Origin of the sequence: Sphingopyxis sp. (assembly GCF_965279725.1) — a bacterium.
Lineage (GTDB): Bacteria > Pseudomonadota > Alphaproteobacteria > Sphingomonadales > Sphingomonadaceae > Sphingopyxis.
Map to the genome: position 1 here is coordinate 416,241 of NZ_CBDIIL010000003.1, position 22,040 is coordinate 438,280.

Here is a 22,040-nt window from a genome sequence, read left to right on the forward strand (position 1 = left end):
TTACCGCACCCGTCGGCCGGTCCACACGACGCGTCCGACCAGCTGCACCGACCCCATCGGCAGATCGTCCCAGCTGCGATAATGCGGATTGTCGCTGATCACCGAAATCCGCCCCGGCCCCGGCGCGCGCGCGACGCGTTTCACCATCAACACATCGTCCATGCGCAGCACATAGATGCCGTCGCGCAGCCGCGCGGCGGCGTCGCCGCCGTCGACCAGTATATCGTCGCCGTCGTCCAGCGTCGGCGCCATCGAATCGCCCTCGACACGAATGATGGTCAGCGCGCGCGGATCGGCGCCCAGGTCGCGCAGCCATTTGGGATCGAACGCCACCTCGCCCTCGACCGGTTCGCCTTCGACGCTGGCGCCCGCGCCCGCCGACGCGCCGATCGCCAGTTTCGGCACGAGGATCATGCCCGGCCCGCGCGACCGCGCCGGGGTCGCAACGCGCTGCACCGGGCCGCCGAGCATGGCTTCGGATACGCCCAGATAGGCGGCGACACGGGCGCGGTCCTGTTCCGCCAGCCGCCGCGGCGAACCGCGTTTGATATATTGCTGGATATAGGCCGGGTTACGCCCGATCACCTGCGACAGGCGCGCATAATCAATCCCCTTGTCGGCGAGGAGACGGTCGAGCGCGGCGCGCGGATCAGCAGCATGGTCGGTCATCGGGGCGGTGAGCTAGTCCTTCCTATTTCATCCCTAGCAAGCGGATTTTTCCTAGACAAGTAGGAAAATGATCATCAGATAGGATTTATCCTATCGGGTGAGTCGCCCGGTTGTCGAGGCGGTCAGGGAGGAAAATATGGAGCGCACATTGTTGCAACGGATCGAGGCTTTCCTGAAGGAATCGGCGATGCCGCCCAGCGTGTTCGGCCGCGCCGCGGTGCGCGACCCGCGGCTGGTCAGCGACCTGCGCGGTGGCCGCGAGCCAGGCGGTCAAATGATATGCCGCGTAGAACATTTCATGAACATATGGCGCGCCGAACGCCACGCGGGGCGGGTCGCACCGCAAGGCGACCGCCGCACGCGGGCGCAGACGTGATGCGCTGGTCGCCCGCCTTGCCGCCGCGCCCTGGCTGCCCGCACCGCCGCCTGCGTCGCCTGCTAGCGCGTACGATGGCACCAACGCTGACGATCGGCGCTTCGACGTTCCGGCCGTGGGCGAGTGCAAATTTTGTCGGCGCTCGCCATGTCTTTCCCTGCGCTGTGGCGGCGGACGATCACGACTCGGCGCGCGCCACTCTGCAGGCCGAACTGACCGCCGCCGAATGGACGCTGCCCGGCCATATCGTTGCAGATGTGGCAGTGGAACATAGCGATGACGCGCTGACGCTAAAGATCGAAATCTTGACCGTCGAGGATTAGCCGACCGACTGGCGCGTCATCCGTTGCAACGTGCTGAGCGCCGCTTCGAGCGCGAAATCGACTTCGGGTTCGTTGGGCGCAGTATCGCCGTCGGACACCGGCATCGCGGCGGCCGTAGCCGGGGTACCGGGCGCCAGCCGGCGAAGCGCAAGACCCGCCTCAAGCCGCGCGACCATTGCACCGAGCGAATTGTCTGTGGCGGCGGGCAGCGGCGGCGCCTTCATATCGGCGGGTTGCAGCCAAGGCTCATCGCCCGCGGCGACGTCCTCGGGCGCGAGATCGGCAAGCATCAGCTCATCGGCGTTTTGTTCAGCAAAATCGTCGAGCCACAGGTCGGCCTCGCCGCTTTGATCCACGGTCTCGTTGTTCAGCGGACCCAGTCCGCCTGCGGGCAGGTCGCGGCCAGCGCGGATCGGCGGTCGCAGCGGATCGTCAGGATGCAGGTCGACGCGGCGGCGGCGCGTCCAGAACGCATCCGCGTTGTCATCAGCGTCGTTGTCCGCCCCGCGTCGGAACCGATCGCGCAGCGACGACAGCCCTGCGGCCTCGGGCTGAGCGATCAGCAGCGCGATCAGTCCGGCGATTACCGAAGCGATCGCGGCCATGCCAAAGGCGAGCAGCAGGCGCGCAGCATTGCCGACCGGCGGCACGAAATATTCCGATAGCCGATCGAGATAGAGATTCCAGCCGATCCCCGCGACCCACGACATCGGCATCACCGCCGCGAACAGGAACGTCAGCGCCGCAGCGCCGATCACCGCCGGCATGGCCGGCCGCAGCGTACGCAGCAGCGCGCTGGATATAGCCTTGCCGGGGTTGTCTCTGGTCTCGTCCATATCGTCCAATTCCGTGCGGCCCGCAGGGGCCATATTCTTGCCGCGTCAGCTGACGCAGTCAGGCGGCGCCGTTCAACAATCGCTGGTAAACCGGCTCGTAACGTAAAATGTTTGATGACCAGTTACGATGGGTTTCGACAAAAATACGTGCCGTCCGCCTTCGTTCCGCCCACATTCCCCGATTTTTGAGCAAATGCGCTAACGCATCGGCGATCGCTTTGGGGTCGTCGGGCGCAAACAGGGTCCCCGTCATGCCGTCTTCGATCAGCTCGCGATGCCCGCCGACGTCCGATGCCGCGACGAGCTTGCCCTGCGCCATCGCCTCCAGCGGTTTGAGGGGCGTGACCAGATCGGTGAGCCGCATCTTTTTGCGCGGATAAGCGAGGATGTCGATCAGCGAGTAATAGCGTTCGACCTGATCGTGCGGCACGCGCCCGACGAAATGGATGTGCGGTGCGACCGGCGATGCCGCCGCCTGCGCCTTGAGCGCCTCCTCCATCGGCCCGCCGCCAACAAGCAACAGCTGCGCCTTGGGCTGATCCGCGACCAGCGCGGGCATCGCCGCGATCAAATCGTCGATCCCCTCATAATCATAAAAGCTGCCGATATAGCCGATCACCATGTCATCGGCGGCGAGCCCCAGCGTGATCGCCAGTGCGTCGTCGCGCGGCGGCGGGTCGCCGAACAGGTCGAGGTCGACGCCATTTGGCGACACGGTGATCTTGCCAGGATCGATACCACGTCCGATCAAGTCGCCGCGCAATCCTTCACAGATGACCGCGACCGCATCGGCCGATTTGACCGCATGGGTTTCTAGGCTCTTGGTCAGCCAATAGCGCAGGCTGCCCTCGCGCCCGGTGCCGTTACCGACCGCCGCATCCTCCCAAAAAGCGCGGATTTCGTAGATCACGGGGATGCCCAGCCGTTTACTGACACGCAGCGCCGCCATCGCGTCGAGCACCGGCGAATGAGCGTGGAGCAGGTCGGGTTTCCACGTCTCGACCAACGCCGCGGTGCGTTTCGCCAGCGCGCCGATCTCGCGCCATTCGCGAATCGGCGCCCGCGCCGCAGCGATCGGCGGGGTTCGGTAAAAGGTCAGCCCGTCGACGGTTTCGCCGTCTGGCCCGGGTTCGGGATGGCGCACCCCGGTCACGCCCGCGACGTCCCAACCCTTGGCCACCTGCGCCTTCATCAGCGCGCGGGTGCGAAAGGTGTAGCCGCTGTGCGTCGGCAGGCTATGATCGAGAACGTGCAATATTCGGGTCATTATATTGGGTCTCTGGCAGACAAGGCTTAACGCGGCGTCAACCCAGATAGCCTAGGCAAAGCCTTCTATGGTCGATAATTTTTCCATTGGTTTGACGCACGTCTTGATGGCGATGGCGCTTTGGCGCCTGCTCTATCGGGGCGACCTCGATGCCGAGGTCAGCCCGCGCGTCCAATGGCAGCAGCGCCGCGACGCTGAACGCGCCGACCAGGATGCTCGCCCCGATGCGTGACATCGCGTTCGTCGCCTTTCTGTTCGCCTTTATCGGGGTCGGTTTTCGTAAACCGTTCCTGTTCGTCTTGTGCTTTTGCTACATCGACATCGTCGCGCCGCAGCGTTTGAGCTATTTTCTGATCAACTCGATCCCGATCTCTCTGATCGTCTTTGGCCTCGCGATCGTCGGCTGGCTGGCGATCGACGATAAACGCGATACAAGATGGTCGGGGCGGCAACTCCTGCTCATCGCGTTGCTGATCTATTGCGGAGCCACGACGTCGCAGGCCGATTTTCCGGTTGAGGCGGCCGACAAATGGAGCTGGGTGTGGAAGGCGCTGGTCTGGGCGATCTTCCTGCCGCTGACCTTGCGCACCAAGCTGCGGATCGAATCGCTGGCGCTGATCATGCTGCTGTCGGCAGCATCGATTGCGATCGCAGGCGGGATCAAGACGGCGGCGGGCGGCGGCGGCTATGGCTCGCTGCAATTGCTGCTCAACGAAAATTACGGATTGTACGAAGGGTCGATCATGTCGACCGTCGGCATCGCGATCATCCCGCTGATCCTCTGGTACCGGCGCCATGGGACAATCTTTGCCCCCGACTGGCGCGTCTCGCTGTTCTGCTTTGCGCTGTGTTTCGCCTGCATGCTGCTGCCGATCGGCACGCAAGCACGCACCGGGCTTGTCTGCCTTGCGGTCCTGGCGGTGCTGTCGCTGCGGTCGGTCAAGAACCGCTTTCTCTATATGGTCGGCGCGGGTCTGCTCGCGGTCGCGGCCATTCCGTTCCTGCCGCAAAGCTTTACCGAGCGCATGGAAACGATCCAGAATCACAAGGCCGACCAGTCCGCGTCGACGCGCGTCGCGGTGTGGGCGTGGACGTGGGACTATGCCAAGGACAACCCCTTCGGCGGCGGTTTTGAGGCCTATATCCAGAACAGCGTCCGCGTCGAAAAGGCCGGCAGCGCCTATGATCCGCTCAAACCGCAAGAGGCCGATCCGACGGTCTATGAAGAAAAGGGGCGCGCCTATCATTCGAGCTATTTCGAAATGCTGGGCGAACAAGGTTATCCCGGCCTTGGGCTCTGGCTGCTGCTCCACCTGACCGGGCTGGTGCAGATGGAACGCCTACGGCGGCGCTATATCAAGACGCGCCGCGCCGAGGAGCAATGGATCGCCCCGCTCGCCACCGCGCTCCAGAACGGACACATCGTCTATATGGTCGGATCGCTGTTCGTCGGCATCGCGTTCCAGCCCTTCATTTACATGATGCTGGCGCTCGAAATGGGGCTTTCGACCTATTGCCGCCGCCGCGAGCAGGAAGCCGGGTGGCACCCGCTCACGGCGCGGCCGGCACAGGTCCCGGTGCGGCATCCGATGCCCGACGTCGGCTGACGGAACCATCGGGGCGGCGGGGCGCTAATGCCGCATGACCGCCCGCCTGATCCACATCGACGATGGTTTGCCCGGCTTCACCCGTGAGCGCGTCGCGGACGGCTGGCGTTATCGCGACACCAAAGGCAAAATCATCCGCGATCGCAGCGAGATCACTCGGCTCAACGCCATCGCCCTGCCCCCCGCTTACGAAGACGCTTGGTTCTGCCCCGCCGCCAACGGCCATATTCTGGCAACCGGTTATGACGCGCGCGGGCGCAAGCAATATCGCTATCACCCCGATTTCCGGCTGGCACAGGACGCCGAAAAATACGATCGTTGCGCCGCGTTCGGCCATGCGCTGCCGCTGCTCCGCGTGCGGCTCGAGGAGGATCTGGCGCGGCGCACCCTATGTCAGCAACGCGTCGTCGGCGCGGTCGTCCGCCTGCTCGACTTGGCGGCGCTACGCGTCGGTAACGAACAATATGTCGCAGCCAACAAGAGTTTCGGCGCGACGACATTGCGCCAGCGGCACGCCAAGCTGACCGGCCAGACGCTTCGGCTCAACTACCGCGCCAAGGGCGGCGCCCAGCGGCTGGTGACGATCAGCGACCGCAGCCTGACCACCCTCGTCCGCCGCCTGCAGGATCTGCCTGGCCAGAATCTGTTTCAATATGAGGATGGCGGCAGCGTTTGCGCGGTCGGGTCCGAGGACGTCAACGGCTATATCCAGGACGCGATGGGCGGCGAATTCAGCGCCAAACATTTCCGTACCTGGACTGCGAGCGTCGAGGCGTTCGCCTTTCTCTATGACGCGCCCGAGCCCCCGACGCTCAAGGTCATGCTGGAACATGTCGCCGACCGTCTGGGCAATACGCCAGCGATCGCGCGCAAGGCCTATGTCCACCCCGCGATGATCGCCGCGGCGCAAGAGCGCGGCGACTTCGCCGCCGCTGCCGGACAGCTACCGCGCGCCGCCAAATATCTTTCGCGTTACGAACGCGGATTTTTGACCTATCTGGAGCGGAGCCCCGATGCGGCGGCGCTGCTCCGTTCCGCCTGATCCGACCAAGAGGACCCCAAAGGCCCCGCTATGACTTTCTCGATCCTTGCCGCCGCCCAGAGCGCCGCCGCCAAAACCGCGACCGCCAAATCAACCGCACCGACCAGCAGTCCGCTCGACGACCTGCGCAACTGGTGGGATTCCAGCATCGCTTGGGTGAACACGCATTGGCTGCAGATCGGCATCGCCATCGGCGCCGGGCTTTTGATCTACTTCCTGCTCTCGCTGGTCCGCACCTTCGCGCTCAAACGCGCGCAAGCGGCGCCCGGCCAGTTCACTCTGACCGACATCGTCGGGCGCGTGATCCACAAGACGAAGTCGATCGTGCTGGCGATCACCTCGATCCGACTCGTCGCCGGTTACGCGCAACCCCCAGCGCTGATCCTGAACACGATCCAGGTCTTCTTCACCATCGCGGTCGCGGTGCAGATCGCGATCTGGGTGCGCGAAATCGTCCTCGGCCTCATCCAGCGCCGCGCGTCGGAAGGGCATAATGAGACGCTGAATAATGCGATGGGCATCATCCGCCTGCTGATCAGTTTTGCGCTCTTTTCGATCGCCGCGATCGTCGTGCTCGGTAATCTCGGGGTTAATGTCACCGGCCTGATCGCCGGTCTTGGCGTCGGCGGCATCGCGATCGGCCTTGCCGCGCAAGGCATATTTTCCGACTTGTTCGCGGCGCTCGCGATCATTTTCGACCGCCCGTTCCGCAACGGCGAGACGATCAAATGGGACAACACCATCGCCACGGTCGAACGGATCGGGCTGAAAAGCACACGTCTCCGCTCGGTCAATGGTGAGTTGCTGATTGTGTCGAACACCAATCTGCTGTCGAAGGAAATCGCAAATTTCGCGCATCTTCATCGCCGCCGCGTCACCTTCGCGATCGGCGTCGTCTATCAAACCACCCCCGATATGCTGCGCCAATTGCCTGCCCTTCTCGAACAGCAGGTGAACGACGCCCGACATGACTTCGTCCGCTCCAGCTTCACCACCTTCAACGCCTCCAGCCTCGATTTCGAATTGCTGTTCGACGTCCAGAGCGATGACTATAATGTCGTTGCGGCGGCGCGCACCGACGTCGGCGTGCGCATCTTCGACGCGATGACCCGCGCCGGATATGACTTCGCCTATCCGACCCAAACCAGCTTTACCGCCGCCCCCGACGGCACGATGGTCTTGCCCTATGCCAGCGATCCCCCCGAGTCCCCGAAACCAAGGGCGCGCACCGCAAAGGCGGCGAAGCCCGCCTGACGCTACGGCAGCGGGGGACCGCGTCTTCGCCCTTGTGCAACCCTGCATCCCGCGCCTAGAAACCGCCGCTCAACAGCCAGTTTAGGGGATGAGCGATGGGCGGAATCACGCCGCAAGAATTGCAGGCCAAGGTCGGTCAGCATCTGGGAACGTCCGATTGGGTGCTCGTCGATCAGGAGATGATCAACAAGTTCGCCGATGCGACGGGCGACCACCAGTTCATCCATGTCGATGAAGAAAAAGCCAAGCTGACGCCGTTCGGCGGCACCATCGCGCATGGCTTTCTGACCCTGTCGCTGATGCCGATGCTGGGCCAGAGTACCGACGGCCCCAAGGTCGGCGGCGTCAAGATGGGCGTCAACTACGGCTGCAACAAAGTCCGCTTCCTGTCGCCCGTCCGCTCGGGCAAGCGCGTGCGCAGCCATATCAAGCTGCTCGAGCTGGAGGAAAAGCGCCCCGGCCAGTGGCAACAGACCAATGAAGTGACCGTTGAGATTGAGGGCGAAGATAAGCCGGCCCTGATCGCCGAATGGATCAGCCAGTTTTTCGTTTGAGCGCCGCCCTCCCCGGCAAAGATTTTCTCAAACTCTTCGAAGAGGAATATAACCATGCGTGACGCCGTCATCGTTTCCACCGCCCGCACTCCGCTGACCAAGGCGGGCCGCGGTTCGTTCAACAACACGCTGTCGCCGACGCTCGGCGCCTTTTCGGTCAAGGCGGCGGTCGAGCGCGCGGGCCTTGAGGGCGGCGAGATCGACGACGTCGTGTTCGGCGCCGCGATGCAGCAGGGATCGCAGACGATGAACGTCGCGCGCCTGATCGCGCTGCGCGCCGGGCTGCCCGTCACTGTCCCCGGCATGTCGATCGACCGTCAGTGCTCGTCGGGCCTGATGACGATCGCGACCGCGGCCAAGCAGATCATCGTCGACCGCCAGGACATATGCGTCGCCGGCGGGATCGAGTCGATCTCGAAGGTCAGCGGCAGCGGCAAGGTGTTCATCGAGACCGACGCCGAGCTGATCGCGATGCACAAGGACACCTATATGCCGATGATCGGTACCGCCGAGGTCGTCGCAAAACGCTACAATATCGGCCGCGACGCGCAGGACGAATATTCGCTCCAGTCGCAGCAGCGCACCGCCGCGGCCCAGGCTGCGGGCCTCTTCGCTGATGAGATCATCGCGTGCAACGCGACGATGGCGGTGATGAACAAGGAAACCAAGGAAGTCAGCTTCCACGAAGTCATCGCCGACAAGGACGAGTGTAACCGCGCCGACACCACCCTCGAAGGCCTGTCGAGCCTGAAGCCGGTGATGGGCGAGGGCCATACGATCACCGCGGGCAACGCCAGTCAGCTCGCCGATGGTTCGTCGGCCTGCGTCGTGATGGAAGCCAAGGTCGCCGAAAAACGCGGCCTGACCCCGCTCGGCCGTTATGTCGGCATGGCGGTCGCGGGCACCGAGCCCGACGAAATGGGCATCGGCCCCGTCTTCGCGATCCCCAAGCTGCTCGAACGCTTCGAGCTCAAGATGGACGACATCGGCCTGTGGGAACTGAACGAAGCGTTTGCCGTGCAGGTGCTTTACTGCCGCGACAAGCTCGGCATCCCCAACGAATTGCTCAACGTCAATGGCGGCTCGATCTCGATCGGCCACCCGTTCGGCATGACCGGCGCGCGCTGCGTCGGCCACGCGCTGCTCGAAGGCAAGCGCCGCCGCGTCAAATATGCCGTCGTCACGATGTGCATCGGCGGCGGTCAGGGCGCAGCGGGCCTGTTCGAGGTCTTCTGATTTGCGCCTGACGAAACCACGGATCGAGCCGGTCGATCTCGACCGGCTCGCTGCCGACCAGCGCGCCGCGCTGGAACCTTTCCTTGCCGCCAATGGCGGCAAGGTCGGGGGCGGCAAGATCCTCAATATCTTCCGCACCCTTGCCCTTGCCCCGAAGGCGCTCACCGCTTTCCTCGCGTGGGGCAATTATATCCTGTCGAAGCGCAACGCGCTTTCCCCGCGGGATCGCGAACTCGTCATTCTGCGCACCGGCTACAACTGCCGGTCGGGCTATGAATGGACGCAGCACAAGCGCATCGGGCTCGACTGCGGCCTGACCGAGGATGAAATCGCGCGGATCAAGGCAGGCCCCGACGCAGAGGGCTGGAGCGACCTCGACCGCGCGATGCTGCGCGCGACCGACGAGCTCACCGCCGATCATTTCGTCGCCGACGCGACCTGGGGCGCACTCGCCCCGCTCGGCGACAAGGGTCGCATGGACTTGGTGATGACGGTCGGTCAGTACACGCAGGTTTCGATGATCTTGAACAGCTTTGGCGTGCAGGTCGAGGACGGCTGGGACGTCGATCCCGATCTGAAAGCCTGAACCAAAGGAGAATGACATGAGCGGCATCGGTATCATCGCGACCTTGCGCGTCCAGCCCGGCAAGGAAGCCGAATTCGAGGGTATCTTCGCCGAACTCGCGCCCGCGGTCGCCGCGAACGAGCCCGGCAACAGCTATTACCGGCTATTCCGTACCGACGAGACCGGCGTTTACAGGGTGCTGGAATGTTATGACGATGGCGCGGCGGTCGAGGCGCACCGTGCGTCGGAGCATTTCCGCAGCCTTGGCGCGAAGCTTGGTCCGTGCCTTGCGGGCGCGCCGGAGATTGAGACGCTGAGCGCGGTGTAGCGGCGGAAACGGCCACTATCGACTGGCCAGGACGCTAGATCCCCCCTGTAGCGCCGCCATGGGGAGGTGGCAGCGCGAAGCGCTGACGGAGGGGCTTTGGCGCGGACCGTCGCAGCGCCGTGCTGATCCGCGTCCAGTCCGCGCCATTGGGCGTGCGTCCCGCCGGTAACCGCACCAGCTCGGCGGCGATTTCTTCGAGGCGCAGGCCCATCTGCTGCGCGATCAGGATGAACGACACACGGCGAATGTCGGCACGCCGGAATCGCCGCTGAAGGCAAATATTGGGACACGGGCTTCCCCGAGGAAGAGCCTGCGGTGACCGAGGAGGACGAGCAGCACAAGCTCGCCAACTACTCGCCCTACGGCGGCGGCTTCCCCGAATTCGCGGTGACCGGCTTCAGCGCCAACTCGCCGTCGATGCGGCTTGCCGGTGAGCGCAACTTCAAACCCGTCTCGATCTTCTCGGGCATCGATGCCCTGAAGCGCCACTGGGAGATTTACTCCGAGGCGAATATCAAGGCCGGATTCACCCCGCACCGCAAGCGCCACGCCGTGTCGCAGACAGTGTTCGTCGCCGACACCGATGCCGAGGCAAAGCGCCTCGTGATAGAAGGCTCGATCGGCTATTGCTTCGACCGCTACCTGATCCCGATCTGGCGCCGATTCGGCATGATGGACGGCTTTGCCAAAGATGCGGGCATCGATCCGCTGAAGGCCGATCTCGAGTTCCTGGTCGATCATGTGTTCGTCGTCGGGTCGCCCAACACGGTGGTCGAAAAGATCAGCACCTTGTTCGATGCCTGCGGCGGCTGGGACACGCTACAGGTCGAATCGCACGATTATTACGACGACCCCTCACCCTGGTTCCACTCGCTGGAATTGATCGCCAAAGAAGTGGCGCCGCGCATCAAGCTGCCTGAAGCAGCGACGGTTTAAGCCTTCGTCCGGGTTGGCTGAGAGCGCAAACTCTCAGCCAATATCGGCGGGCTTTGGCCGATAGGCGAATGGCCGCTTTTGGGCTGAGCCTGCGAAAAGCAGACACGACCGCGACCTACGGCCGACGAGTCCATCCTGCATCACGCGCTTTGCGTTCATCTTCAGCGTCGAGCGCGCCCTGCCCCATCATGTCTGCGACCACCCCTGCAAGCTCGCCTGACGAGGCTTGCCGATAATCGCCGCTTGCCTGGCCCCGCAACGTCCGCTCCAGCTGCCAGCGATCGCCTACGCGGCAACCGATGCCGTCAAGCGTGCGGCTTTCAAAGCTGCGGCAATAGCGACCCGTCTTGTCCTCGAAGCTGAGACCGACCCGCACCGCCGCGTCGCCGGGCTGGTTCGACGCAAGCTGCGTATCGAGCGACCTGGCGAGTTGTCCCGCCGCGACCAATGTACCGTTGTCGGTCGATACATCGGCGGCGGGCATCCACGGACGCAGTCCGACCGTCAGGCCGAGAACGAGCGATGCGGCAATAGCGCCCCAATGAATGGCACTGAAGCGCGCGCGCTTGGCATCGCGGCGATCGACCAGACTGGTGTCGATCTTGTGATCCACCGCGAGCAGCGACCGCAGCCGCTCCGGAACGGCTTCTTCCGCGACTGGCCCAAAATGTGCCGTCAGCTGCGCCTTGAGCGCACGGTGGCGCGCGATCTCGGTGGCCAGGAGAGCGTTGGTCTCGGCCTCGCGCTCGATCCGGCGCGCGGTCAGGTCGTCCAGCTCGCCATCGACGAAGGCAGCGACCGTGGCGAGGTCAAAGCTCATGCCGCTTCTCCCAGATAAAACATCAAAGTCTCGCGGCCGCGCGCGAGGCGCGAGGTGACGGTGCCGATCGGCACCTCGAGTATGTCGGCCGCCTCGCGATAGGCAAAGCCTTCGACCAGCACGAGCATCACGGCTTCGCGTTGATCGTCGGGAAGCCGCGCCATCGCCCTATCGATGTCGCCGCGCAGCGCACCCGCTTCCACCTCGGCCGCGCCGTCGCCAGCGACTTGCGTGACCGCGTCGTCGATCGGCGTGTGGACGCCGCGCCGGCCCGCGGCACGGCGCTCGTCGATCCAGAGATTGCGAGTTATGCGGTACATCCAGCTGTCCAGTCTCGTTCCTTGTTGCCATTGGTCACGCGATTTCAGCGCGCGTTCGATTGCGGCCTGGCACAGATCATCGGCGTCGCTTGCATGACGCGCCAATCCGCGCGCGAACCGGCGCAGCCGCGGCAGTAATTCGACCAGTTCCTCTTCGAAGCGCATACCTGCCTTTTCGCCATGTCCGAGGAAGAAACGACGCCACCCTATCGTTTCTTCCGCAGCATGCTAAATTTTTCGAACGCAGCCGGTTCACCGGTCTGCTCGTCCAGCCAGTACAAGGAATTTCGATGCGCGGTCTGATCGCCCTGATCCTGACGATTTCCTTGCTGACCGCGTGCGTGGAGCGTGTCTTGGCGCAGGTTGCGGTCCCTTCCGTTCAGCTTCCCGACGTTGCACGCACGATACCATCACTGCCCAACCTCGGCGGCGAACCGCTAATCGCCATTGGCGACACCCTTGCCCAAGTTCGCCTCGACCGGATCACCGCCATGCTTCGCGACAATCGCGAGCGCGTCGAGCCCGACCGCAACGATCAGCCCGCGGTGCGCGGCATCCTCGTTGCAACGGGGTTGGACGACGCGATGATCGCGCGCGCGGCGAAGGACGGGTTCCAGCTGGTTGATCGCGACCGGGTTGAAGGCCTCGATCTCGACATCGTTCGTTTCGCAGTTCCCAAGGGACGCAGCCTCGCCCGCGCGCAAAAACAACTCGCCAAGTTACTTCCCGATGCCGAGATCGATGCCGACCATATCTATTTCGCGAGCGGTCCCGGCGGGGCGCTGCCGGCGACCGCGCTGGCGACCGCGGCGTCGACCGGAAAAGCATCGCTCGGTCTGATCGACGGCGGCGTTGCTGCCCACTCGTCAGTCTCCGGGCGCGTCGAGCAGCGCGGTTTTGCCGCCGGCGCCCCTTTTGCGAGCCGTCATGGCACCGCGGTTGCCTCGCTGCTGGTCGGCACCGGTGCGGTGCGTGGTTCGGCACCGGGACAGAATCTTCTCGCCGCCGACGTCTATGGCGCCGACCCTGCGGGCGGCAACGCCAGCGCGATCGCGCGCGCGCTCGGCTGGCTGGTCCAGCGCGGTGTCGCGGTGACGACGATCAGCCTTGTCGGACCCGACAACAAGCTGCTGGCAATCGCCGTCTCGCGCGCGCAGCAGCGCGGCATGCTGATCGTCGCAGCGGTCGGCAACGACGGCCCAGCCGCGCTGCCCGCCTACCCGGCATCCTATAAAGGCGTGTTTGCGGTCACTGGCGTCGATGCCAAGAACCGCGCGCTTCCGGAGGCAGGCCGCGCGTTGCATCTGGATTTTGCCGCGCCTGGCGACGCTGTGCTTGCCGCTACCGGCACCGGCACGACCGACCGCCTGCGCGGGACATCGTTCGCCGCCCCGCTGGTCGCCGGGCGTCTCGCGCTTCGCTACCCGGCCCCGGCGATCGACCGGATCGGAGCAGCGGTTTCCGCTTTAGTTCTCGAAGCGCGCGACCTTGGCAAAAAAGGACGCGACAAAATTTACGGCCACGGGCTGATTTGCGGAGATTGCGGAGGCCGTTAACCGGCGCGGAAATATTTCTCGGAAGAAATTCGAACGCGCCATCGTTCTTCCTTCAGGCTCTCCCCTCCGGGCCACAAGATGAAGGAGAAAGACAATGGCACATCGTATTTTCACCTCGGCTCTGGCGCTCGCCGCGTCGGCCGTGGCATTTTCGACCCCTGCCTCGGCGCAGCTGCTCGGCGGCAACGGCGGGCTTGGTGGCGGCTTGGGCGGAACATTGGGCGGCTCGCTCGGTAATCCGACCGGGCCGATCGGCGGGACGCTCGGCACCACCGGCGACATCACCGGTTCGGGCCGCGGTGAAGCGAATGTCGACCGCCGCTCGGGCCGCATCCAAGGCAAAGGCAACGCTGATGCCAACGGACAGGGCTCGGCGAACGGCAATTCCGATCTGCTCGGCAGCACCATCGGCGGTAACGGCAATGGCTCGGGCAGCGCGTCGGGCAGCGGCAGCCTCGACGCGCAGGCGGCCGGCACCGATTTCGTCGGCCAGACCGCCCGCGGCGCCGTCGGCACAGCCCAAGGCACCGCTTCGACCGCTACCGACACCGCGCGCGGTGCGGTCGGGACCGTCCGGGATCGGACCGGCGGCGCGCTGTCAAACGTCTCAGGCAGTGCCAGCGGCGCCGGTTCGATCGCGGGCGGCTTCCAGGGCAGCTTGGGCCAGCTCGCCGCCACCGGCAGCGGCGCCGCCAGTGGTAACGGCATGTTCGCGGTGGCACCCGGCATGCCGGTCACCGATCCGCGCGGCAAGGTGATCGGCTATGTCCAGGAATTGCGCCAGACCGGTCGCGGCGTCGTGCAGGCGGTGACGGTCGAGGTCGGCAATCGCGTCGCGACGCTTCCCGCCGCCAGCTTTGCCGGTTCGGGCGACGTTCTAGTGACCGGCATGACCAAGGGGCAGCTCAAGAAAGCGGCCGAGCAGCAGGACGCGAGCGAATAGGCAACAGGATAGGGCGGATCGGCGACGACCCCAATTGACGCCGATCGATCCCTGGGCGGGCCGTCATGCGGCCCGCCCTTTTTTTGGTTCACTGCTATCTTATTCTGGCCGATTCCGGTCAGGCCGCTTTCGGATCAGAATGTGCAAAGGCTGACATTTTTTTGTGGAGCCCCCCGTATTGGCTGGGATAGTGCTAATTGAGCGAATAATTTAGGCGCCGATAAAATAGTCATGCCCTCTGATCCGGCGCTGACCCAGCGTGGCCGATCGCCGACGAGTGCTTTCGACGGGTCATGCGAGAAGAGAAGAACGGTCCAGTCGCCGCAAAGGTCAGACGGGGTCCGCTGCATTTGGGACTTTCTTCGCCGTGGCCCTGTTCGCTTCCGCATAGTCTTCGGCGGACAACGCGATCCGATTGCGGATGGCGGTCGACTGGAACTGGCCGAAATCAAACCGTCGGCTTTCAGGCGTTTACCGCTTAAAAAGCCCCCCGCGCAACGCTGCAATGTGTATCGCCGCCGCAGCCTGTTCTCGGCAATTGTAGAGACCGCCCCCGGTGTGATAGCTTCCCCGATAAATCGGAAAATTTTCTGGGACGGCAACGCATCGTCCCGCCCAGCATTGAAATGCTAAGACTCCGCGGGGACTGCTGTCCGCGGACATCAAAGATGATCGGGGATATGGCATGGCGACACCGGAAGACTTTTCGATCTCGCGACGCGGGCTAATTGCTGGAGGGACCGCTTCGGTCGCCGCAGCGTCCGTAACCGCGCCGTTGACATCCCGAGCGGCTGAAAAGCCCGCTAACCGTCCGCCGACAGCGCGCGTCGCTTTTGAGGTCAATGGCAAAGCCCACGATCTCGAACTCGATACGCGCACGACGCTCCTCGACGCGCTGCGTGAGCATCTCCGGCTGACGGGAACAAAAAAGGGCTGCGACCATGGTCAATGCGGCGCTTGCACCGTGATCGTCGATGGGCGGCGGATCAACAGCTGCCTGTCGCTTGCGGTGATGCATGACGGAGACAAGATCACGACGATAGAAGGATTGGGCCTGCCCGGCGATCTTCACCCGATGCAGGAAGCGTTCATCGTCCACGACGGCTATCAATGCGGTTATTGCACGCCCGGCCAGATCTGTTCGGCGGTCGCGGTGCTCGACGAGATTAAGGCTGGCATCCCGAGCCATGTCACCGCTGACCTGACCAATATGCCGACCGTCACAAGGCCCGAATTGCGCGAACGGATGAGCGGCAACATCTGCCGCTGCGGGGCCTATTCGAACATCGTCGATGCGATCGTCGACGTTGCAGGAGTGAAAGCATGAAAAGCTTCACCTATGAACGCGTCGAGACGCCGGCTGCCGCCACCGCTGCCTTCACCCGCGCCCCCGGCGCACGCTTCATCGCTGGCGGAACCAACCTTCTTGACCTGATGAAGCTTGAAATCGAGACACCAGGACACCTGATCGACGTCAGCCGACTCGGTTTCGACAAGATCGAACCGACCAGCAATGGCGGCGTCCGTATCGGCGCGATGGTCCGCAACACCGATCTCGCCGCCGACGCCCGCATCCGGCGCGACTATGGTCTCGTCTCTCGCGCGCTCGTCGCGGGTGCGTCAGGCCAGCTCCGTAACAAGGCGACAACTGCAGGCAACCTGCTCCAGCGTACGCGCTGTCCCTATTTTTACGACACCTACCAACCGTGCAACAAACGCACGCCGGGCAGCGGTTGCTCTGCGATCGGCGGCTTCAGCCGTCTGCACGCGGTGGTCGGCGCAAGCGATGCGTGCATCGCCACCCATCCCAGTGACATGGCGGTTGCGATGCAAGCGCTCGACGCCGCGGTCGAGACAGTCGACAAGGACGGCAAGGTCCGCGCAATCCCGCTTGCAGATTTCTACCGCGCGCCGCTGGATACACCGCATCTGGAAACGGTGCTGGCGCCCGGCGAATTGATCACCGCGGTGACGCTGCCCAAGCCGGTCGGGGGTGAGCATATCTATCATAAGGTCCGCGACCGGGCGTCTTATGCTTTTGCGCTGATCTCGGTCGGGGTCGTCGTCCAAAAGGACGGCAGCGGCCAAGTTGCGCTCGGCGGGGTCGGTTATAAACCGTGGCGGGTGAAGGCTGCCGATGCCGAAATGTCGCGCGGCGCCAAGGCGGTGACCGCTGTGCTGCTCGCCGGCGCCAAGACGAGCCACGAAAACGCGTTCAAGCTGCCGCTGGTCGAGCGCACGCTCGCCGCAGTGCTTGCGCAAGCGAAGGGTTGAGCGATGAAGTTTGACACGCCCGCAACCGACAACCCGATCGACCGGCTGAAGGTCATCGGCAAACCCACCAGCCGGATCGAAGGACCGCTCAAAACTAGCGGCACAGCGCCCTATGCCTATGAACGGCACGACGCGGTGCCGAACCAGGCCTATGGTTATATCGTCGGTGCGGCGATCGCCAAAGGTCGGATATCGTCAATGGAGGTCAGCCAGGCGAAAGCGGCGCCGGGTGTCCTCGCGGTGGTCACCGCTGCCAGCGCAGGATCGCTTGCCAAGGGCAATTTCAACACGGCGCACCTGCTCGGCGGGCCCGACATCCAGCATTATCATCAGGCGATCGCGCTGGTCGTCGCCGAAAGCTTCGAACAGGCGCGCGCTGCCGCGTCACTCGTCCGCGTTCAATATGCGCGGGGCAAAGGCAATTTCGACCTCGCCAAGTCTCTCGATGGCGCGATCAAGCCGCCCGCCTCCTTCGGCACCGAGCCCGATAGTAATTTTGGCGATTTCGACGCCGCTTTTGCGAGCGCGCCGGTGAAGCTCGACGCCAAGTACACCACGCCGGACCACAGTCATGCGATGATGGAGCCCCACGCGTCGATCGCGAGCTGGGACGGCGACAAACTGACGCTGTGGACATCGAACCAGATGATCGCGTGGTCGGTCGGCGACGTGGCGAAGACCCTCGGCATAGCCAAGGAAAATGTCCGGCTCGTTTCTCCCTATATCGGCGGCGGTTTCGGCGGCAAATTGTTCGTCCGCGCCGACGCGATCCTCGCGGCACTGGGAGCCAAAGCGGCGGGACGACCGGTGAAGGTCGCGATGCAGCGGCCGTTGATGATCAACAACACGACGCATCGCCCCGCGACGATCCAGCGCATCAGGCTCGGCGCGACGACTGACGGCAAGCTGACCGCGATCGGCCACGAAAGCTGGTCGGGCGACCTGAAAGGCGGCGGCCCCGAAACCGCTGTCGGGCAGACGCGCTTGCTCTATGCCGCGCCGCATCGGATGACCGCGATGCGCCTCGCGGTGCTCGACCTGCCGGAGGGCAATGCGATGCGCGCGCCGGGCGAAGCGCCAGGGCTGATGGCGCTCGAGATTGCAGTCGACGAGATGGCTGAAAAACTCGGCATCGATCCGGTAGCCTTTCGCATCCTCAACGATACCCAAGTCGATCCCGAAAAGCCCGAACGGCCATTTTCGCAGCGTCGGCTCAACGAATGCCTGACTATTGGGGCGGAGAAATTCGGGTGGAAGAATCGCAATCCCAAGCCCGGCATGACGCGCGAAGGGCGCTGGCTGCTCGGCACCGGGGTCGCCGCGGCGTTCCGCAATAATATCAACGAAAAATCGGCAGCGCGCGTGCGGCTCGACCGTTTCGGCAAGGTCATCGTCGAGACCGACATGACCGACATCGGCACCGGCAGCTATACGATCATCGCGCAAACCGCTGCCGAGATGCTCGGCGTGCCACTAGGTCAGGTCGAGGTTAGGCTTGGCGACTCGCTTTTCCCCGTTTCGGCCGGGTCGGGCGGCCAGTGGGGCGCAAATAGTTCAACGGCGGGAGTTTATGCCGCCTGCGACAAATTGCGCAGCGCGATCGTGCAGAAGTTGGGCCTCGACCCGGCCGATGCGGTGTTCGAAAAAGGCAAGGTCCGCTCGGGCGGCAAGAGCATCGCGCTGACCAAGGCGAGCGCCGAGCGCGATATCGTCGCCGAGGACATGATGGAATATGGCGACCTCGCCCAGACGTTTCAGCAATCGACCTTCGGCGCGCATTTCGTCGAAGCTGCGGTCGATGCAGCGACCGGCGAAATCCGTATCCGGCGCATGCTGGCGGTCTGTGCAGCCGGTCGCATCCTCAACCCGAAAGCGGCCAGGAGTCAGGTCATCGGCGCGATGACGATGGGCGCCGGTGCCGCGCTGATGGAAGAACTCGCGGTCGACAAACGGTTCGGCTTTTTCGTCAATCACGACCTCGCTGGTTACGAAGTGCCCGTTCACGCGGACATTCCGTCGCAAGAGGTCATCTTTCTCGACGAGGTCGATCCGACGACGTCGCCGATGAAAGCGAAAGGCGTTGGTGAGCTGGGGATTTGCGGCGTCGCCGCTGCGGTCGCGAACGCGGTCTATCATGCGACCGGAATCCGCGTGCGCAATTATCCTGTCACGCTCGACAAGCTGATCGACAAGCTTCCGGACGTCGCGTGACGATACAGCAATATCAGCGGATATCTTCGGGACGATCAATATCGGCGAGTTCGTCGGGATCGGCAGCGACGAGCTTCGCCGCCCGAATCAGTGAGCGCGCGCCCTGCTCACCCTCGCTCGTGCGCAGATCCCCGAAAAGCGCCTTGTCGAACAGCGCTGGCGGCATTCCCACCCCGTGCCGCGCAGACGCCACGATCGGCGCCGATGCGCGATCGAAGGACGCGAGAAGCACCGCCAAATGGGCGGGGCTTACGAACGGCATATCGCCCAGTGCGATGAGCGCCGCCGTCGCGCCGAGAGCCTCGGCTCGCTCGATGCCAAGCGCCAGAGACGACGAGAGCCCGCGAGCAGGATCGGGATTGACGACGATTTCGAAACCGAGCTCCACCAATTCCGGCGCAATCGGACTTGCCTCGCGGCAGACAGCGATCAGCCATCCTGTCCCTAGCGCAATCAATGGCGCGGCGGCATGGAGCGCCACCGGCACGCCATCGAGCGGCACCAGCAATTTATCGCTGCCGAAGCGTTCGGACCGCCCGGCAGCAAGTAATAGAACGGCAACTTGGGCCGGATCAATCATCGAAAAATCTCCCACGGCAAACCCGCTGCCGCGCGCACGCAATGGTTGTCGAAATTGACTGGCCTCGCAAGCTCGCCCGAAGATATCCTCGGGTTTCTACATGCCTGTGCTCAGGATGGCCGGGAAAGCATTCTCGTCACCCTCGTCGGGATTGCCGGCGCTTCGCCTCGCGCGCTTGGCACCCAGATGGCGGTCGCGTCGGACGGCGAATATATCGGCTCACTCTCGGGGGGCTGTATCGAAGCCGCCGTGGCGGAGGAAGCGCTCGACGCTCTCGCCAGCGGGAGCGCTCGGCTGGTGCGCTTTGGCGCGGGGTCTCCCTATATCGACATTCGCTTGCCATGTGGCGGTAGCATCGACCTCCTGTTCACGCCGCACCCGGATCGGGCGGTCATCGCCAAAATCATGGATCTGCTAAACGATCGTGTCCCAGCCGCTCTCGAAATTTCCCGGACAGGCGTTTGTGCAGTCGGAACAAATATCCCGACGGGCTGGCGCGGCGAGCGGTTCGTGGTCGCCTTTACGCCCCGGCTGCGCATCATCGCGTTCGGACAGGGTGAGGAACTGACCGCGACCGCGCAACTTGCCTATGCCGTCGGCGCTTTGACGGAAGCTTTTTCCCCCGCCCAGCGAGATGTTCGCCTGTTGCGCGCCAAGGGTATCCAGACGGATCTTCTGGAATTTCGCAACGCGCGCCCCGCCATCCGATCCGATCCATGGACTGCGATCGTTTTTCTGTTCCATGACCGCGACTGGGAAGAAACGCTGATTCCCTGGGCGCTCGGTCTCCCCAGATTTTACATTGGAGCACTCGGTAGCCGCCATTCGCATGCGGTCCGCAAAGCTATGCTGGTCGCCGCAAACGTCCTTAGCGACGATATCCGGTCCCTGCGGTCGCCCATCGGCCTCACTCCCTCCACGCGCGATCCCTCGTCCCTCGCAACATCGATCATTGCCGAGGTCGTCCAAGAGTTTGCGATCGACGCGGCGCTCCCGCTTTTTTCGATCGTTCAAGATGCCAGAGTGAACTAGCCACTTTAGACTGGAAGATGGCAACTGGCCGATTGCAGTCGGTCGGCCGCGACGTGAAGCGGCGAAAGCGGTCATCGGTGGGTTTTATGGACCGACAACTGTTTCAGGTTGATGGGCTTTTGCGGCGGCCCTCACGGTGCCGTGCTGCAAGCGCATCACACCAGAACTTATCGAGCAATTCACCGAGTTGATGCGCGAACGGCTCCGCGAACGCGAGCCCGCTCTCCGCCATTATTATGTCCGCAGCATCGTGGGCCCAGTCGAAGTCGGCAACCACGAAAGACGGATCGTGGGAACCACGAAATCCCTCGAACACGCCGTCGGGCGCGTCGGGGCAAAGCCGCCTTTCCCAATTCCCAACATTGAGCGGGAATGGTGCACCCGGCAGGATTCGAACCTGCGACCACCCGCTTAGAAGGCGGGTGCTCTATCCAGCTGAGCTACGGGCGCGTGCACAAGGCTGTGGGCAGCGCGAATAGCGCGGTTTGCGTGGGCTGCAAAGCGCGTTAAGCAGCGGATCGATGACAGACACTGCACCCTCTTCGTCCCACCCCGCTCCCGTCAGCGCGTCGAGTGTCCGCACCTTTCGCTATTACGACCTGGTCATGGCCGCGTTCGTCGCGGTGCTACTGCTCAGTAACATCATTGGCGCGTCGAAGCTGTCGATGGTCGGCGGGCTCACCTTTGGTGCCGGCATCCTGTTCTTTCCCATCAGCTATGTGATCGGCGACGTGCTGACCGAAGTCTATGGCTATGCCCGCGCGCGGCGCGTGATCTGGGCCGGCTTCGGGGCGCTGCTGTTCATGGCGGTGATGAGCTGGATCGTGCTCGCCATGCCGCCAGCGCAGGACTGGTGGTGTAGCGGGGCCGACGCGTTGTCGCTGAAATCGGGCGAGACGGACGGCACGGGCGCGGTTTGCCAGGCAACCTATGACAGCGTGTTCGGCAGCGCGTGGCGCATCGTCCTCGCGTCGATGGTCGCTTTCTGGGCCGGTGAGTTCGTGAACAGCTATGTCCTCGCACGAATGAAAATAGCGACTGCGGGGCGCTTTTTGTGGATGCGGACGATCGGTTCGACCATCGTGGGGCAAGGCATCGACAGCCTGATCTTCTATCCCATCGCCTTCCTGGGCATCTGGGAAACCGAACAGGTGCTGCTGGTGTTGACGACAAACTGGGCGATGAAAGTTGCGTGGGAAGCGGCGCTGACCCCGGCAACCTATTTGGTGGTGGGCGCGTTGAAGCGCCGCGAAGGTGTCGATGTGTTTGACGAAGGCACCGATTTCAATCCCTTCGGCGCCAAGGTTTAGC

Annotated in this window: 25 protein-coding genes and 1 tRNA gene; 18 read left to right on the top strand and 8 right to left on the bottom strand. The window is 63.8% G+C overall.

Features of this window, described 5'->3' with window-relative positions; genetic code table 11:
- On the bottom strand, window positions 1-669 hold the full coding sequence (locus tag ACQY6T_RS10815; RefSeq protein ID WP_428630793.1) for a S24 family peptidase: 669 nt from the start codon (window positions 667-669) through the stop codon (window positions 1-3).
- A gap of 136 nt (window positions 670-805) precedes the next feature.
- Here ACQY6T_RS10815 and ACQY6T_RS10820 point away from each other — a divergent pair, with 136 nt between their 5' ends.
- The gene (locus ACQY6T_RS10820) at window positions 806-1,045 is read left to right on the top strand and encodes a hypothetical protein (protein WP_428630794.1); all 240 of its coding nucleotides are present in this window, start codon (window positions 806-808) and stop codon (window positions 1,043-1,045) included.
- Entirely contained in the window at window positions 1,045-1,368 is a 324-nt protein-coding gene (locus tag ACQY6T_RS10825) for a hypothetical protein (RefSeq protein WP_428630795.1), read from the top strand. The genes ACQY6T_RS10820 and ACQY6T_RS10825 overlap by 1 nt, the downstream gene beginning before the upstream one ends.
- Here the strand turns inward: ACQY6T_RS10825 and ACQY6T_RS10830 are convergent.
- Both ACQY6T_RS10830 and ACQY6T_RS10835 read right to left on the bottom strand, forming a co-directional pair.
- The gene (locus tag ACQY6T_RS10830) at window positions 1,365-2,204 is read right to left on the bottom strand and encodes a hypothetical protein (protein ID WP_428630796.1); all 840 of its coding nucleotides are present in this window, start codon (window positions 2,202-2,204) and stop codon (window positions 1,365-1,367) included. The two genes, ACQY6T_RS10825 and ACQY6T_RS10830, sit on opposite strands and share 4 nt — an antisense overlap.
- Window positions 2,205-2,262: 58 nt before the next feature.
- On the bottom strand, window positions 2,263-3,471 hold the full coding sequence (locus tag ACQY6T_RS10835) for a TIGR04063 family PEP-CTERM/XrtA system glycosyltransferase (RefSeq protein ID WP_428630797.1): 1,209 nt from the start codon (window positions 3,469-3,471) through the stop codon (window positions 2,263-2,265).
- A 106-nt stretch (window positions 3,472-3,577) separates the two neighbouring features.
- Here ACQY6T_RS10835 and ACQY6T_RS10840 point away from each other — a divergent pair, with 106 nt between their 5' ends.
- The 8 genes from ACQY6T_RS10840 to ACQY6T_RS10875 all read left to right on the top strand — a co-directional run bounded on the left by ACQY6T_RS10840 (window position 3,578) and on the right by ACQY6T_RS10875 (window position 10,057).
- Window positions 3,578-3,703 carry a hypothetical protein gene (locus ACQY6T_RS10840; RefSeq protein WP_428630798.1) on the top strand — a complete coding sequence of 42 codons (126 nt, stop codon included), beginning with the start codon at window positions 3,578-3,580 and terminating at the stop codon, window positions 3,701-3,703.
- Window positions 3,696-5,078 (top strand): putative O-glycosylation ligase, exosortase A system-associated, encoded by a 1,383-nt coding sequence (locus ACQY6T_RS10845; RefSeq protein WP_428630799.1) that lies wholly within the window; start codon window positions 3,696-3,698, stop codon window positions 5,076-5,078. The genes ACQY6T_RS10840 and ACQY6T_RS10845 overlap by 8 nt, the downstream gene beginning before the upstream one ends.
- Window positions 5,079-5,112: 34 nt before the next feature.
- On the top strand, window positions 5,113-6,120 hold the full coding sequence (locus ACQY6T_RS10850; RefSeq protein ID WP_428630800.1) for a DNA topoisomerase IB: 1,008 nt from the start codon (window positions 5,113-5,115) through the stop codon (window positions 6,118-6,120).
- Between the two features lie 30 nt (window positions 6,121-6,150).
- A complete protein-coding gene (locus ACQY6T_RS10855; protein ID WP_428630801.1) occupies window positions 6,151-7,374 on the top strand; it encodes a mechanosensitive ion channel family protein in 1,224 nt (407 codons plus the stop codon).
- Window positions 7,375-7,469: 95 nt separating this feature from the next.
- Window positions 7,470-7,928 (top strand): MaoC family dehydratase, encoded by a 459-nt coding sequence (locus tag ACQY6T_RS10860; protein WP_428630802.1) that lies wholly within the window; start codon window positions 7,470-7,472, stop codon window positions 7,926-7,928.
- 54 nt (window positions 7,929-7,982) lie between these two features.
- Window positions 7,983-9,164 carry an acetyl-CoA C-acyltransferase gene (locus ACQY6T_RS10865; protein WP_428630803.1) on the top strand — a complete coding sequence of 394 codons (1,182 nt, stop codon included), beginning with the start codon at window positions 7,983-7,985 and terminating at the stop codon, window positions 9,162-9,164.
- Window position 9,165: 1 nt separating this feature from the next.
- Window positions 9,166-9,750, top strand: coding sequence for a carboxymuconolactone decarboxylase family protein (locus ACQY6T_RS10870; protein WP_428630804.1), 585 nt, complete (start codon window positions 9,166-9,168; stop codon window positions 9,748-9,750).
- Window positions 9,751-9,766: 16 nt separating this feature from the next.
- Window positions 9,767-10,057, top strand: a complete 291-nt coding sequence (locus ACQY6T_RS10875; protein ID WP_428630805.1) for a putative quinol monooxygenase — start codon at window positions 9,767-9,769, stop codon at window positions 10,055-10,057.
- 34 nt (window positions 10,058-10,091) lie between these two features.
- On the opposite strand, the gene ACQY6T_RS10880 is transcribed toward ACQY6T_RS10875, so the two are convergent.
- Entirely contained in the window at window positions 10,092-10,295 is a 204-nt protein-coding gene (locus tag ACQY6T_RS10880) for a MerR family DNA-binding protein (RefSeq protein ID WP_428630806.1), read from the bottom strand.
- Window positions 10,296-10,372: 77 nt separating this feature from the next.
- Here ACQY6T_RS10880 and ACQY6T_RS10885 point away from each other — a divergent pair, with 77 nt between their 5' ends.
- A complete protein-coding gene (locus ACQY6T_RS10885) occupies window positions 10,373-10,993 on the top strand; it encodes an LLM class flavin-dependent oxidoreductase (RefSeq protein WP_428630807.1) in 621 nt (206 codons plus the stop codon).
- Window positions 10,994-11,108: 115 nt separating this feature from the next.
- Here ACQY6T_RS10885 and ACQY6T_RS10890 read toward each other — a convergent pair whose 3' ends face one another.
- Entirely contained in the window at window positions 11,109-11,813 is a 705-nt protein-coding gene (locus tag ACQY6T_RS10890) for an anti-sigma factor family protein (RefSeq protein WP_428630808.1), read from the bottom strand.
- The gene (locus tag ACQY6T_RS10895; RefSeq protein ID WP_428630809.1) at window positions 11,810-12,298 is read right to left on the bottom strand and encodes an RNA polymerase sigma factor; all 489 of its coding nucleotides are present in this window, start codon (window positions 12,296-12,298) and stop codon (window positions 11,810-11,812) included. Before ACQY6T_RS10895 ends, ACQY6T_RS10890 begins: the two co-directional genes overlap by 4 nt.
- Window positions 12,299-12,423: 125 nt before the next feature.
- Between ACQY6T_RS10895 and ACQY6T_RS10900 the strand changes: the two genes are divergently transcribed.
- From ACQY6T_RS10900 to paoC, 5 genes are all read left to right on the top strand, one after another.
- Window positions 12,424-13,689, top strand: a complete 1,266-nt coding sequence (locus ACQY6T_RS10900; RefSeq protein ID WP_428630810.1) for a S8 family serine peptidase — start codon at window positions 12,424-12,426, stop codon at window positions 13,687-13,689.
- A 94-nt stretch (window positions 13,690-13,783) separates the two neighbouring features.
- Window positions 13,784-14,632, top strand: coding sequence for a hypothetical protein (locus ACQY6T_RS10905; protein WP_428630811.1), 849 nt, complete (start codon window positions 13,784-13,786; stop codon window positions 14,630-14,632).
- A gap of 685 nt (window positions 14,633-15,317) precedes the next feature.
- Window positions 15,318-15,959, top strand: a complete 642-nt coding sequence (gene paoA, locus ACQY6T_RS10910; RefSeq protein WP_428630812.1) for an aldehyde dehydrogenase iron-sulfur subunit PaoA — start codon at window positions 15,318-15,320, stop codon at window positions 15,957-15,959.
- Window positions 15,956-16,906 (top strand): FAD binding domain-containing protein, encoded by a 951-nt coding sequence (locus tag ACQY6T_RS10915; protein WP_428630813.1) that lies wholly within the window; start codon window positions 15,956-15,958, stop codon window positions 16,904-16,906. Before paoA ends, ACQY6T_RS10915 begins: the two co-directional genes overlap by 4 nt.
- A gap of 3 nt (window positions 16,907-16,909) precedes the next feature.
- Window positions 16,910-19,117, top strand: coding sequence for an aldehyde oxidoreductase molybdenum-binding subunit PaoC (paoC, locus tag ACQY6T_RS10920; RefSeq protein WP_428630814.1), 2,208 nt, complete (start codon window positions 16,910-16,912; stop codon window positions 19,115-19,117).
- A 13-nt stretch (window positions 19,118-19,130) separates the two neighbouring features.
- Here paoC and ACQY6T_RS10925 read toward each other — a convergent pair whose 3' ends face one another.
- Entirely contained in the window at window positions 19,131-19,697 is a 567-nt protein-coding gene (locus ACQY6T_RS10925; RefSeq protein WP_428630815.1) for a nucleotidyltransferase family protein, read from the bottom strand.
- On the opposite strand from ACQY6T_RS10925, the gene ACQY6T_RS10930 reads away from it, so the two are divergent.
- Window positions 19,680-20,729: an XdhC family protein gene (locus ACQY6T_RS10930; RefSeq protein ID WP_428630816.1), complete on the top strand. Its 1,050-nt coding sequence runs from the start codon at window positions 19,680-19,682 to the stop codon at window positions 20,727-20,729. The two genes, ACQY6T_RS10925 and ACQY6T_RS10930, sit on opposite strands and share 18 nt — an antisense overlap.
- A gap of 373 nt (window positions 20,730-21,102) precedes the next feature.
- Here the strand turns inward: ACQY6T_RS10930 and ACQY6T_RS10935 are convergent.
- Window positions 21,103-21,179 (bottom strand) — tRNA-Arg (locus tag ACQY6T_RS10935).
- A 71-nt stretch (window positions 21,180-21,250) separates the two neighbouring features.
- On the opposite strand from ACQY6T_RS10935, the gene ACQY6T_RS10940 reads away from it, so the two are divergent.
- On the top strand, window positions 21,251-22,039 hold the full coding sequence (locus ACQY6T_RS10940; protein ID WP_428630817.1) for a queuosine precursor transporter: 789 nt from the start codon (window positions 21,251-21,253) through the stop codon (window positions 22,037-22,039).
- Window position 22,040: the final 1 nt, after the last annotated feature.